This is a genomic window from Mesorhizobium sp. M1334 (genome assembly GCF_040317995.1).
In the GTDB taxonomy this organism is placed as follows: Bacteria; Pseudomonadota; Alphaproteobacteria; order Rhizobiales; family Rhizobiaceae; genus Mesorhizobium.
In genome coordinates this window covers 26,399-37,804 of the sequence record NZ_JAMYLM010000037.1, presented here as the reverse complement: position 1 = coordinate 37,804, position 11,406 = coordinate 26,399, and the positions used below count along the sequence as shown (strand labels likewise).

Sequence of the window (11,406 nt, the reverse complement as noted above, 5' to 3'; positions counted from 1 at the left end):
GTCCGGCCGCCGAGGCAGCCATCCGGGCCAGAGGCGCATGGCTGCTCTTCCTGCCGCCCTACAGCCCCGATCTCAACCCGATCGAAATGGCCTTCGCCAAGCTTAAAGCGCATCTGCGCGCAAAGGCCATCAGAACCATCGACTCCCTGTGGCAGGCCATTGGCGATATCTGCAATCTCTTCTCCCCAACAGAATGCAGAAACTACTTCTCTGCCGCAGGATATGGACTCACATGAACGTCCGACGCTCTAGTGCCTGGAGATGAGGGCTCGTCGTGTCCCGGCATGGTCGACCTCACACCGGCCAGGCTTGGTTGTTTAGGTGGGAAAGGAATGCCGCGGCGGGAGCAAAAAGACCGGCTGCGAAGCGCCGGACCATTCTGCTGCGTCCCCCAGTCCCGCCGGCTACTTTTGGCAGCCCGAGAACGGCTCCGCATCAGCGCGCGCCAAGGGGCGGATTCACGGTTGCTGCTGCGCACCGCCAGGAATAACGAGAGTACCCTGGCCCGGCCTTGAGTATCTGAAGCCTATGAAGAACAAAGCAACGATGATCAAACAAATGACGATGACCGCGACGACGCTGCCAGGATGGTGTCCGGTATCTGGCGGTTGGACCATTGCCTTCCCGTATGGCTATCGCCGCTGACCTTCTTCATCTTCCAACCGAGCATGACGACTGTCAATGGATACAGGAGCTACCCCCGCCATCCAATCAGCAGCCGGTGTGTCGAACACGTTACGCGCTTGCCGACCGAAGCTGATGATGGACCGAACCACAACTTATCCTAAGCACGCCTCCATCGCTGCGAAGCGTCCGGCCGGCGGCGAACCCGCAGCGGAAAAGCGACGTTTTCGGCCACCGTCAGATGCGGAAACAGCGTGTAGCGTTGGAACACCATGCCGATGTTGCGCTTGTGCGAAGGCACTGCAAGCAGTGATTTTCCTTCCAGCAAGACATCGCCGGAAGTCGGGTCCTGAAAGCCGGCGATCGCCGAATGACCGAAATCATGGATGCAATCCGGTCGCGCAAGCCGGACGAGGCGGCGGCGCGGCGGCATGTCGAACGCGTGGCAGATCGCCCGCAACACGCTTCGCCTTGGCTGACTGGTATGCCGCCGGCGGTGCATCGTTCCACGGCAGGCATCTAACTGGTGCGTACAGTGACATTGTGACATGCCAATTTGCTTTCAGTTGCGGCGGCAAAATCGTATATCGCGTTAGTTAGGTGTTGTATCTCTTGCCAAATTGCTCTGTCATTCGAACGGAGTGTCGGACGGATTGAGACAGAGAAACTAGAAAAATGAATATGTTACGCCACAAAGTTGCCGTGGCGCCCATGATGGACTGGACGGACCGGCACTGTCGGTTCTTCCATCGCCAGCTGACGCGCGAGGCGCTGCTCTACACCGAGATGGTGGTGGCCGATGCGGTCATCCACGGCGCACGCGAGCGCCTGCTTGGCTTCGACGACAGCGAACATCCGGTGGCGCTGCAACTCGGCGGCGCCGATCCGGGAAAGCTGGCCGAGGCGGCGCGCATCGGCGAAGCCTTCGGCTATGATGAAATCAACCTCAATGTCGGCTGCCCGTCCGACCGCGTCCAGTCGGGCACCTTCGGAGCCTGCCTGATGAAGGCGCCTGTGCTCGTCGCAGATTGCGTTGCGGCGATGAAGGCGGCGGTGAAAATACCGGTTACCGTCAAGTGCCGCATCGGCGTCGATGAGCAGGATCCGGAACCGGCGCTCGATGCATTGGCCGATGGTGTTTTCGCGACCGGCGCCGACGCGCTGTGGGTGCACGCCCGCAAGGCCTGGCTGGAAGGACTGAGCCCAAAGGAAAATCGTGACATCCCACCGCTCGACTATGACCGCGTCTATCGGCTGAAAGCCAGAAAACAAAACAAATTCATCGGCATCAACGGGGGCATTCAATCTCTCGCAGAGGCGCTGACGCATCTCGACCATGTCGATGGCGCCATGCTCGGCCGCGCCGCCTATCACACGCCAGGGATACTGACCGGCATCGATGCCGCGTTTTACGGCAGCACGGCTGAGTCGTTCGACTTTGCCGCGCTGATCGACGCCATGGCGAACTATGCGGCACGCCATATCGAACAGGGTGGACGGCTCGGGCATGTCACCCGGCACATGGTCGGGCTGTTTCACGGCCTGCCCGGTGCACGCCGCTACCGGCAGATCCTCTCCACCGAGGCGACACGGCCGGGTGCCGGACCGGAGGTGCTGAAGTCAGCCTTCGCCGAGGTCGATTTCGGCAGGACCGCAGAGGCGGCCTGAGCGAACTCAATCCCGCAAGATCATGCGGTCGCCGCGCACGTCGAAACCCGACAGCGAGCTAATGAAATTCATGCCGAGCAGGCTCTGACCGAGGGTGCCGGGTGCGGCGATCATGATGGGCATGTCCTTGCGCACGATGCCGCCGATCGACAGTTCGTCGCTTCGCACCGCCGCTGCGCGCGTCATGCCGTTGGCGGTCGAGATCGGGATGGTGAAGTGGAGAGCCGCCGAATTGAACCCGGCCGCCAGAGCGTCCTCGGCGGTCAGCACTGTGCTGGTCGCGCCGGTATCGACAACCGTCAGGATCGGCGTGCCGTTGATCGTGACGCGCGCTTCGAAATGGCCGCTGCCGGCCTTGTCCAGGGTGACGGTGGCATGGCCTTCTTCCACGCCCAGCGCCAGCGGACTGCCGGGAACAAGGCCGGCGGTGACGCGGCTGGCGAAATCCTGCAACTCATAGCGGTACTGATAGCCGGCGATCAGCGCCAGCACGATGGCGCCCCAGGCGCCGAGGCTGCGGGCCATGGTGCCCAACGGCCTGCCCGATCTGAGCAGGCCGGCGCCGACGAGTGCCGCTAAGGCGCCAAGCCAGATCAACTGGCTGAAATCGTAATTCTCAATGCCGAATGTACTGCCGGCGGAATCGTGGAGCATGAGCAGGAGTACACCTGCCCCGATCGCGACGATCAGAATCCACAGCAGTCGGTTCATCTGTGCGGCCGGTTCACGAGAGGGCGTCGCGTTCGCGTGCCATGCGGCTGCGACGGGTTTCCCGGCGGGGGCGTCGCTCGACCGTTTCCAGCCTTGCCGGCAGCTCGGCCATGACGCTGCGGCGGGTTTGCGGGGTCATGTCGATCCAGGCTGCGATTTCCTCGCGCGTGCGGCCGCAACCGAAACAGAAGCCGGTTTTCATGTCGATCGAGCAGACCAAGATGCACGGGGATTCAATGGCCGTCATAAGAATTTCCTTGGCTAGCCTCCACATGGTGCAACGACAAAGTCAATGCAAGCCCTCCGGGATGCGCCGCCAACGGGTGCGTTCGCGTCAATACCTCGAAGTTTTGCCGAGGTTGTGCCGGCCCGCCAAGGCGGCTATGCCGCTCACCAATTCACAAGGACGATTGCCATCGACATGACCAGCGCACTGCCTTTCGACGATTTTCGCGACCTCCTGGTGAGCCTGCCGCCGGCAGATATGGCTGCCAACACCCGCGTTCGCCAGTTGTTTGCCAAGGCAGACAAGCCCGAAGGCTCGCTTGGCCGCATCGAGGACATCGCCGCCTGGCTCGCCGGCTGGAGCGGTCGCGCGCCGCCGGCGGTGACTCGACCATTGGTGGCGATCTTTGCCGGCAATCATGGCGTCACCCGCCACGGTATTTCGCCGCGCCCCGCCGCCGCTACGGCAAATGCAGTCGAGCTCTGCGCCGCCGGCGGTGCAGCGATCAACCAGATCTGCATCGCCAACGATCTCGGCTTGAAGGTGTTCGATCTGGCTCTGCACATTCCGACAGCCGACATCACCGAGGATGCGGCACTGGACGAGCGCGGTTGCGCCGCCACCATGGCCTTCGGCATGGAGGCGATTGCCGGCGGCACCGACCTGCTTTGCCTTGGCGACCTCGGTGTCGGCAATTCGACTGTCGCCGCGGCCCTTTGCACCGCACTGTTCGGCGGCACCGGCGCCGACTGGGTCGGTCCCGGATCAGGGGCCGACGCAGCGATGCAAAGGCGCAAGGCGGAGGTGGTCGATGCCGCGGTCGCGTTTCACGGCGCGAGCCTCAAGGACCCGCTGGAAGCGCTGCGCCGGGTCGGTGGACGGGAATTCGCAGCGATCTGCGGCGCCATTCTGGCGGCGCGGATGCAGAAGATCCCGGTGCTGCTCGACGGGTTTGCGGTGACTGCGGCCGCTGGCGTCCTACATACCGCCAACCCCGCCGCGCTCGATCACTGTCTCCTCGCAAGCCTGTCGCCGGAGCCTGGCCATGCCAAGGCCGCCGAGCGCCTCGGCCTTCGCCCGCTGCTCGATCTGGGCGTCAGTCAAGGCGAGGGGGTAGGAGCGGCGCTTGCCGCCGGCCTGGTCAAGGCGGCCGCGCTGACCAGCTCCGGCATGGCAGCCGCGGTCGGCGGTTAAGCATTCAGCGCCGGCGCGAAGCAACCGCCTTGGTCGGCAGCGCCGGCAGTTCCTCCATCACCCGGCTCAGCGGGAAGATGGCGATCGCCTCGGTGCCTTCGCGCAGCCGGGAATGGAGCTGGAATTCGCCGCCATGCATGGCCAGCAGGCCTTGCACGATCGGCAGGCCAAGCCCTGTACCCTGTTCGGCGCTCTTGATGGCGATCGAGCCCTGGCCGAAGGCCGAGAGCACGATCGGAATCTCGTCTTCCGGTATGCCCGGCCCATTGTCCTTGACGGAGAGATATTGCCCGCCGCCCGCCGTCCAGCCGACGCGCACGCGGATTTCGCCGCCGGTCGCGGTGAACTTGATGGCATTGGACAAGAGGTTGAGCACAATCTGCCGCACCGCGCGTTCGTCGGCAAACAGGCGCGGCAAGGCGTTTTCGAAATCCTGGACGATGCGGATGTCCTTGTTGCGCGCCTTCAACTCCATCATGTGGCAGCAATCCTCGACGACGGAAAGCAGCATCATCGGCTCCTCATTGAGCTGATAACGGCCCGCTTCGATACGCGACAGGTCGAGGATTTCGTTGATCAGGTCGAGCAGATGCTGTCCGGAGTCGTGCACGTCACGGGCATAGTCGCGGTATGTCGGGTTGCTCATCGGGCCGAGCACCTCGTTGGCCATCACTTCGGAAAAGCCGAGAATGGCGTTGAGCGGCGTGCGCAATTCGTGGCTCATCGAGGCCAGGAAACGCGATTTCGCCAGATTGGCGTCTTCCGCCCGCCGCCGTGCCTCGTCCGACATCGATTTCGCCGTCTCCAGTTCGGCGATCAGCGCATCCTTTTCGGAGCGGAACGAAAACAGCATCAGCGAGGAACGGTTGAGCTGGCGCGCCACATAGGCGAAGAACGGCAGCGACGAGATCAGCAACCCGGCCATGATCACTTCGACCGGCATCCATAATTTTGCACTGGCATAGGCATAGATGGCGACCGGGAGGGCGAAGGTCGCCAACAGCGCACCGCGAAGGGACGATGCCAGGATCGCGGTTGCCGACATGGCGAGCAGCAGCACCACCGCCTTGGCGACCTGGAACTGGTCGATTTGGCAAGCTTCGCAGCCAAGCCATGCGAACCAGGCCCAGCCAAGCCCGCAAAGAAAATGGCCGATCAGGAAATCCCTGTGCGTCTCCAGCGGGTTGAGCTCGGACGCTTGCGTGACGCGTCTGGCCATGAACGCAACGATGGTATAGCAGATGAATGTGAACAGCGCCCAGACGCCGATCTCCTTGCCGAGGCCCGCGAACAAGCCTGCCGCGGCCGTTGCCAGAACGAGCAGCGGGATAACGATCACGCCGCCGGTCATCGAAAGCGCGTGGAGCTTCAACAGCTCGCGGTCGAAGTCGGGATTTCCGGCTTGCTGCGAAAGACGGTCGCGCGTCTTGCGCACCGCGCGCGCGACATCGCTGTTGCGATGGCGTTTCCTGCGGTCCACAATAAACTTGTCCGCCGTGGTCGAGCGTTGCAGGGGCATGAAGTCTTCAATTTACGCGGGCAGCAATTTCAAATCGTTAAGCTACGTTCGAATGATTAACCAACGGTTTGCCATATGAGCCGTTCGTGGTCGCGATGGCCGCGCCAGCGATACTATGCGCCACGTCCGCGAAGCCTGTGGCGCCGACTGATGGACTATGGGCTGACACTCATCGTGCTGGGCCTGCTGATCCTCCTGGCGGCGCGCCTCGACCGGGTGGAGACGCGCAAGACGGAGGGTGCGGCCACCGTCAATGACGGCGATAGCATGACGCTCGGCAGCGAGCGCATCCGCATGCGTGGCATCGATGCGCCGGAATATTCGCAAATCTGCCGCAAGGACGGTGCCGACTATCCTTGCGGCAAGCTCGCGCGGCAATCCCTGGTGCGGTTGATAGCCGGCAAAGCGGTCTCCTGCAGCGGCTGGCAGCGCGACCGCTACGGCAGGCTGCTCGGCGACTGCAAGGCCGGCGGCAAGGATCTCAACCGCGCACAGGTCGAGGCCGGCTGGGCGGTCGCCTTTGGCGATTTCGAGACCGAGGAAGCTGCTGCGCGCGCGGGCAAAGCCGGCATCTGGGGCGGAACTTTCGACGAGCCGAAGAACTGGCGCGAGAGCCACGGCCATGAGCTGGTCGAAAGAAAGCACGGCGCCTTGGCGTCGATCGGCGATGCCCTGCGTGAAATTTTTCGCTTCTGGTGAGTTGTGCCTATAGTTCGTCGGGACGGACGAGGAGGATGGAGATGAAGCTGTTCGACGGCGGGCGCGCGCCCAATCCACGTCGGGTTCGGATTTTTCTGGCCGAAAAGGGACTTCAGGTTCCGCTGATGCCCGTCGACATGGGCGCGCTGGAGCACAAAGAGCAGCCGGTCAGCTCGCGCAATCCGCTGAAGCGTCTGCCGGTGCTCGAGCTCGATGACGGCACCATCATCACCGAATCCGTCGCAATCTGTCGTTACTTCGAGGAACTGCACCCCGAGCCGGCTTTGTTCGGGCATGGGGCGCTCGGCAAGGCAATCGTCGAGATGTGGCAAAGACGTCTGGAGTTCAATTTGTTCGGCTGCGTCGCCGCGGCCTTCCGGCACATCCACCCCGCAATGAGGGAATGGGAGATCCCGCAGATCCCCGAATGGGGCGAGGCCAACAAGCCGAAGGCGGTCGAATTCCTGAGATTTCTGGACACTGAGCTCGCCGGCAGGGAATTCGTCGCCGGCGATGCCTATTCGATCGCTGACATCACCGGGCTGGTCGCCATCGATTTCATGAAGCCGGCTCGCATCAAGGTACCCGAAGAGTGCACCAACGTGCTGCGCTGGCATCGGGAAATCTCCAGCCGGCCGAGTGCCGCCGCCTGATAACGAGTCCCAAATGAGCGAACAGTTGGAAGCCCTGGCGGTGAGGGTGCGTGCCTGCCGCATCTGCGTCGATAAGCCAGCCGGCAGGCCGTTGCCGCACCAGCCGCGTCCGGTGCTCCGGCCATCGTCGAGCGCCCGCATCCTGATCGCCAGCCAGGCGCCGGGTACCAAGGTCCACATCACAGGGATGCCGTTCACCGACGCCTCCGGCGACCGGCTGCGAAGCTGGCTGGGTGTCGGCAGCGAGGAATTCTATGATACGGACAAGTTTGCCATCGTGCCGATGGGTTTTTGCTTTCCCGGTCAGGACGCCAAGGGCGCCGACCTGCCGCCGCGCCGCGAATGTGCGCCGGCCTGGCGCGCATTGCTGATGGCACTGATGCCGCAAGTCGATCTGGTACTGACGATCGGCACCTACGCCCAAAGCTGGCATATGGGCGCGGCGCGCCGTCCCTCGCTGACAGAAACAGTCATGGACTGGCGCGCCATCTGGGCAGCGTCGACTGACCCGAAGATCGTGCCGCTGCCGCACCCGTCCTGGCGCAACACCGGCTGGCTGAAGCGCAATCCATGGTTTGAAATGGATTTGCTGCCCTTTCTGAGATCGGAAATCCGCTATCGCCTCGGCTAAGCGTTCAGCAAGAAATCACTCGCTTTTGCGCTATTCAACAGAATTTCTTTCTTGTAATAGGCTTGAGCAAGAGGGAATATGGTAATCTATTCCTCGAAGCGTGTCGCATGACGGGACGCGCGTTAAATTCTTGTTTTCATGCATGTCGTTGTGCCAAAGCCGCGCATTTTGACGATTTGCATCAGGGGAGCACCCAATGGACCGCCTCGATAGAAAAATTCTCCGCCTCCTTCAGGAGGATGCGACGCTTGCAGTCGCCGACGTCGCCAAGAAGGTCGGCCTGTCGACGACGCCGTGCTGGCGGCGCATCCAGAAGCTCGAGGAAGAGGGCGTCATCAAGCGGCGCGTTGCCATCCTCGATCATGAAAAGGTCAATGTGCGGGTGACGGTGTTCGTCTCGATCCGCACCAATTCGCACAGCCATGAATGGCTGCGGCGCTTTTCGGAGGTCATCCAGGAGTTTCCCGAAGTGGTCGAATTTTACCGCATGAGCGGCGACGTCGACTATCTCTTGCGCGTCGTGGTGCCCGACATCGCCGCCTACGACGCCTTCTACAAGCGGCTGATCGCCAAGATCGAGATCCGCGACGTGTCGTCTTCCTTCGCCATGGAGCAGATCAAATACACGACCGAGATGCCGCTGGATTACATGGTGCTCGACAAGGAGTCCGGCGCCAACGCCGCCTGAGATTCTTTTGCTTAGTTTTTCTTTTTGTTGAGGAAAGTCCAGGGCGAGTTGACCGGCAGCGTGATCGTGTCCGGCACGGTGCCGACGTCGACCACCTCGGCCTTGCGCACAGCGTAGCCCGACTGGATGACACTTACGCCGTCAAGGATAAAAAGCTGACTCTTCTCCATGCCCGGCTGCAAGGCGCCGGTCACCGAAACCGGCTGGTAGGCCTCAGACATCCGGTAGGGTTGGGCAGGCGTAACGAGGACGATCTGGTTGGGCGGCGGCGTCGGCATATGGCTGCAGGCCCCCGTCCAGGGCACCAGCAGGAATTGGTAGACGAGATCACCGTCGCGATCGACCGGCAGTGCATAGCCCGCGAGTTGTACGGTCTTGTCCTGCAAGTTGAGTGACAGCGTTTCGCCATGATCCGGCATTTTGGCCGCGATCATCGGCAGCCCGACGCTTTCGGCGGCTGCCTGGCTCGCCGGGCGCAGATCCTTCCAGAAAATATGCATCGTCCCGGCGCAAGCGTTGCCTGCGAGAACAGAGACGAACACTGCGGCTGCAAGCGTCGCGCCTGACTTGAGACGGTTTTTCATTCCTGCTCCACTGCTGGGCCTTGATCTGCGGCCTATGCCAGCAAGTAAAGCTGCCGCTGTCGCCAAGGTCAACGTTCAAGCCGCATGACATGCCGGCGCGAGCCGGTCATGCCGATCTCGCGAAAGCCGCGGGCGACGAACATGTCACGAAAACCCATGAAGCTGTAGCTCGGCGATGCCTGGTCGACCGGAAAAGCCTCGATCGTCGTGGCACCTTTGGCAAAGGCGTGATCGATGGCTGCATCAAGCAATGCGCTTGCCAGCCCGCCACCGCGCAACGCTCTCGGCACAAAGAAGCAGACGATCGACCAGATCCCGGCCTCGCGGTCGTCCTGCTGTCGTGACAACTTGCGGTAGCTCTCGCGCGGCGCGACCGAGCACCAGCCGACGGTCCGGCCATCGAACTGGGCGACAATGCCGACCGGCGTGCCGGCGTCGATCAGCGCCATCATCGCGCGTTTCTTCTCGTCGTTCTCGACATGCTCGCGGCGGTCGAGATTGCGCCAAGCCATACACCAGCAGTATTTCGGCCCGCCGGGTTGCTCGAACAGGTTTTCGAAATCGGCGCGCGTCGATTGCGTCACCTCCGTGAAGCGCACTTCGCTCAGGTCAAGCTTTTCTGGCGGCGAGCCGTTCGAGCGTCTTGGCATCGGAGAGTTCCTTCACGGCATCCTTGCCGATCCAGCGAGCAGTCCTGTCTGTCGAGGCCGCCAGTTTTAGCGCCACGGCAAGGGCAGGGCCGTGCAAATTCACCGATCGCTTGCCGATCGAACGAAGCGCCCAGTTCACGGCCTTCTTCACAAAATTGCGGCCGTCGGTCGCATGCGCTTCGATGATCGGCAGGAATTCGAGGAAGGTCGTCTCGGGTTCCTTCTTCCGGTGGATCACCGACCAGGCCATCATCGCAAAAGCCGTGCGTCGAACAAATTCCCGTTCGTCGACCGCGAATTCGGCGATCAATTCCTTCCAGCAATCCGTATCGACAAAGAGATCGGACACCCCGTCGACGATATCCCAGGAGTCGAAAGTCGCCGCCCATCGTCTTGCATCCGCGGCGGAGAACCGCTCCGGATCGGCTGTCACGGAAGCGATGAACTGCGCTTCCATGATGCCTGTCTGCCAAAGCTCAAAGGCACGCTCGTGGTTGCGCTTGATTTTCTTGGCAATCTGCCGCTGGAGGCCATGCGAGATACCGAGCGCACGTTCGATCTTGATGCCGTAGCGCAGCATGCCAAGTCGATTTTCCTCCGAGGCGATCGAGCGCAGATGAGCGACAATTTCATCGGCGCTGGATTGACGCGAAAGCTCGGCCACGGCGAAATCCTATTTCTCCAACCGCGCCAGCAGCGAGGACGTGTCCCAGCGCTTGCCGCCCATCGCCTGCACGTCCTTGTAGAACTGGTCGACGAGTGCCGTCACCGGCAGTTTGGCGCCGTTGCGGTCGGCCTCGGCGAGGCAGATGCCAAGATCCTTGCGCATCCAGTCGACGGCGAAGCCGAAATCATATTTGCCGGCATTCATCGTCTTGTGCCGGTTCTCCATCTGCCAGGAACCGGCCGCACCCTTGGAAATCACCTCTATGACCTTTTCGATGTGGAGCCCAGCCTTCTTGCCGAAATGAATGCCCTCGGCCAAGCCCTGAACGAGGCCGGCGATGCAGATTTGGTTGATCATCTTGGTGAGCTGGCCAGCCCCGGCCGGTCCCATCAATCCGACCATGCGGGCATAAGCATCTATGACAGGCTTCGCCCTGTCGAAGGCGTCGGGCTCGCCGCCGATCATCACGGTCAGCATGCCGTTCTCGGCGCCTGCCTGACCGCCGGAGACCGGGGCGTCGAGGAACGAAAACCCGAGCGCTTGCGCCTGCTGCGCCAGTTCGCGCGCGACCTCGGCCGATGCCGTGGTGTTGTCGACGAAGATGGCGCCTTTCTTCATGGAATTGAAGGCGCCTCGGGCGCCGGTCGTCACCGAGCGCAGGTCGTCGTCATTGCCGACGCAGGAAAAGACGAAATCCTTGCCCTCGGCCGCCTCGGCTGGCGTCGCGGCGAGGCTGCCGCCATACTGGGCAACCCACTGCTCGGCCTTCGCCCTGGTGCGGTTGTAGACGGTGACGTCGTGACCACCCTTGTTCTTGAGATGCCCGGCCATCGGATAGCCCATGACGCCAAGACCGAGAAATGCCACCGAAGCCATGTTTTCGAATCCCTTA

13 protein-coding genes and 2 pseudogenes are annotated in these 11,406 nt (G+C 62.3%); 7 read left to right on the top strand and 8 right to left on the bottom strand.

Features of this window, described 5'->3' with window-relative positions:
- On the top strand, positions 1-236 hold a 236-nt coding region (locus NKH17_RS31420; RefSeq protein ID WP_352973294.1), incomplete at its 5' end, for a transposase.
- A gap of 572 nt (positions 237-808) precedes the next feature.
- Here the strand turns inward: NKH17_RS31420 and NKH17_RS31415 are convergent.
- A pseudogene (locus tag NKH17_RS31415) lies at positions 809-988 on the bottom strand (ATP-binding cassette domain-containing protein); the annotation flags it as partial.
- A gap of 317 nt (positions 989-1,305) precedes the next feature.
- Here NKH17_RS31415 and dusA point away from each other — a divergent pair.
- Complete coding sequence (gene dusA / locus NKH17_RS31410) at positions 1,306-2,292, top strand: tRNA dihydrouridine(20/20a) synthase DusA (RefSeq protein ID WP_352806719.1); 987 nt, start codon at positions 1,306-1,308, stop codon at positions 2,290-2,292.
- A gap of 6 nt (positions 2,293-2,298) precedes the next feature.
- On the opposite strand, the gene NKH17_RS31405 is transcribed toward dusA, so the two are convergent.
- Both NKH17_RS31405 and NKH17_RS31400 read right to left on the bottom strand, forming a co-directional pair.
- Positions 2,299-3,003, bottom strand: a complete 705-nt coding sequence (locus NKH17_RS31405; protein WP_352801607.1) for a TIGR02281 family clan AA aspartic protease — start codon at positions 3,001-3,003, stop codon at positions 2,299-2,301.
- Positions 3,004-3,016: 13 nt separating this feature from the next.
- On the bottom strand, positions 3,017-3,250 hold the full coding sequence (locus tag NKH17_RS31400; protein ID WP_031193575.1) for a DUF1289 domain-containing protein: 234 nt from the start codon (positions 3,248-3,250) through the stop codon (positions 3,017-3,019).
- Positions 3,251-3,424: 174 nt separating this feature from the next.
- Here NKH17_RS31400 and NKH17_RS31395 point away from each other — a divergent pair, with 174 nt between their 5' ends.
- On the top strand, positions 3,425-4,423 hold the full coding sequence (locus tag NKH17_RS31395; protein WP_254817266.1) for a nicotinate-nucleotide--dimethylbenzimidazole phosphoribosyltransferase: 999 nt from the start codon (positions 3,425-3,427) through the stop codon (positions 4,421-4,423).
- 4 nt (positions 4,424-4,427) lie between these two features.
- On the opposite strand, the gene NKH17_RS31390 is transcribed toward NKH17_RS31395, so the two are convergent.
- Positions 4,428-5,942, bottom strand: coding sequence for a sensor histidine kinase (locus NKH17_RS31390; protein WP_352478883.1), 1,515 nt, complete (start codon positions 5,940-5,942; stop codon positions 4,428-4,430).
- Between the two features lie 75 nt (positions 5,943-6,017).
- Between NKH17_RS31390 and NKH17_RS31385 the strand changes: the two genes are divergently transcribed.
- From NKH17_RS31385 to NKH17_RS31370, 4 genes are all read left to right on the top strand, one after another.
- The gene (locus NKH17_RS31385; protein WP_352801605.1) at positions 6,018-6,641 is read left to right on the top strand and encodes a thermonuclease family protein; all 624 of its coding nucleotides are present in this window, start codon (positions 6,018-6,020) and stop codon (positions 6,639-6,641) included.
- 41 nt (positions 6,642-6,682) lie between these two features.
- Positions 6,683-7,294: a glutathione S-transferase gene (locus tag NKH17_RS31380; RefSeq protein ID WP_352478881.1), complete on the top strand. Its 612-nt coding sequence runs from the start codon at positions 6,683-6,685 to the stop codon at positions 7,292-7,294.
- Positions 7,295-7,307: 13 nt separating this feature from the next.
- On the top strand, positions 7,308-7,925 hold the full coding sequence (locus NKH17_RS31375; RefSeq protein ID WP_502894268.1) for a uracil-DNA glycosylase family protein: 618 nt from the start codon (positions 7,308-7,310) through the stop codon (positions 7,923-7,925).
- 196 nt (positions 7,926-8,121) lie between these two features.
- On the top strand, positions 8,122-8,613 hold the full coding sequence (locus NKH17_RS31370; protein WP_006333679.1) for an Lrp/AsnC family transcriptional regulator: 492 nt from the start codon (positions 8,122-8,124) through the stop codon (positions 8,611-8,613).
- Positions 8,614-8,624: 11 nt separating this feature from the next.
- Here the strand turns inward: NKH17_RS31370 and NKH17_RS31365 are convergent, their stop codons facing one another.
- The 4 genes and pseudogenes from NKH17_RS31365 to NKH17_RS31350 all read right to left on the bottom strand — a co-directional run.
- Positions 8,625-9,197, bottom strand: a complete 573-nt coding sequence (locus NKH17_RS31365) for a DUF3299 domain-containing protein (protein ID WP_352898901.1) — start codon at positions 9,195-9,197, stop codon at positions 8,625-8,627.
- A 68-nt stretch (positions 9,198-9,265) separates the two neighbouring features.
- Positions 9,266-9,847 carry a GNAT family N-acetyltransferase gene (locus tag NKH17_RS31360; protein WP_352898898.1) on the bottom strand — a complete coding sequence of 194 codons (582 nt, stop codon included), beginning with the start codon at positions 9,845-9,847 and terminating at the stop codon, positions 9,266-9,268.
- The gene (locus tag NKH17_RS31355) at positions 9,807-10,511 is read right to left on the bottom strand and encodes a DNA alkylation repair protein (protein ID WP_352898895.1); all 705 of its coding nucleotides are present in this window, start codon (positions 10,509-10,511) and stop codon (positions 9,807-9,809) included. The genes NKH17_RS31360 and NKH17_RS31355 overlap by 41 nt, the downstream gene beginning before the upstream one ends.
- Before the next feature lie 9 nt (positions 10,512-10,520).
- Positions 10,521-11,396, bottom strand: a pseudogene (locus tag NKH17_RS31350) (NAD(P)-dependent oxidoreductase); the annotation flags it as partial.
- Positions 11,397-11,406: the final 10 nt, after the last annotated feature.

Bases quoted from the DNA above. Each gene is read 5' to 3' on its own strand.
- NKH17_RS31400 (WP_031193575.1), bottom strand. From the start codon at position 3,250: ATGACGGCCATTGAATCCCCGTGCATCTTGGTCTGCTCGATCGACATG.
- NKH17_RS31380 (WP_352478881.1), top strand. From the start codon at position 6,683: ATGAAGCTGTTCGACGGCGGGCGCGCGCCCAATCCACGTCGGGTTCGG.
- NKH17_RS31375 (WP_502894268.1), top strand. From the start codon at position 7,308: ATGAGCGAACAGTTGGAAGCCCTGGCGGTGAGGGTGCGTGCCTGCCGC.
- NKH17_RS31360 (WP_352898898.1), bottom strand. From the start codon at position 9,847: ATGCCAAGACGCTCGAACGGCTCGCCGCCAGAAAAGCTTGACCTGAGC.
- NKH17_RS31370 (WP_006333679.1), top strand. From the start codon at position 8,122: ATGGACCGCCTCGATAGAAAAATTCTCCGCCTCCTTCAGGAGGATGCG.
- dusA (WP_352806719.1), top strand. From the start codon at position 1,306: ATGTTACGCCACAAAGTTGCCGTGGCGCCCATGATGGACTGGACGGAC.
- NKH17_RS31395 (WP_254817266.1), top strand. From the start codon at position 3,425: ATGACCAGCGCACTGCCTTTCGACGATTTTCGCGACCTCCTGGTGAGC.
- NKH17_RS31390 (WP_352478883.1), bottom strand. From the start codon at position 5,942: ATGCCCCTGCAACGCTCGACCACGGCGGACAAGTTTATTGTGGACCGC.
- NKH17_RS31405 (WP_352801607.1), bottom strand. From the start codon at position 3,003: ATGAACCGACTGCTGTGGATTCTGATCGTCGCGATCGGGGCAGGTGTA.
- NKH17_RS31365 (WP_352898901.1), bottom strand. From the start codon at position 9,197: ATGAAAAACCGTCTCAAGTCAGGCGCGACGCTTGCAGCCGCAGTGTTC.
- NKH17_RS31385 (WP_352801605.1), top strand. From the start codon at position 6,018: ATGAGCCGTTCGTGGTCGCGATGGCCGCGCCAGCGATACTATGCGCCA.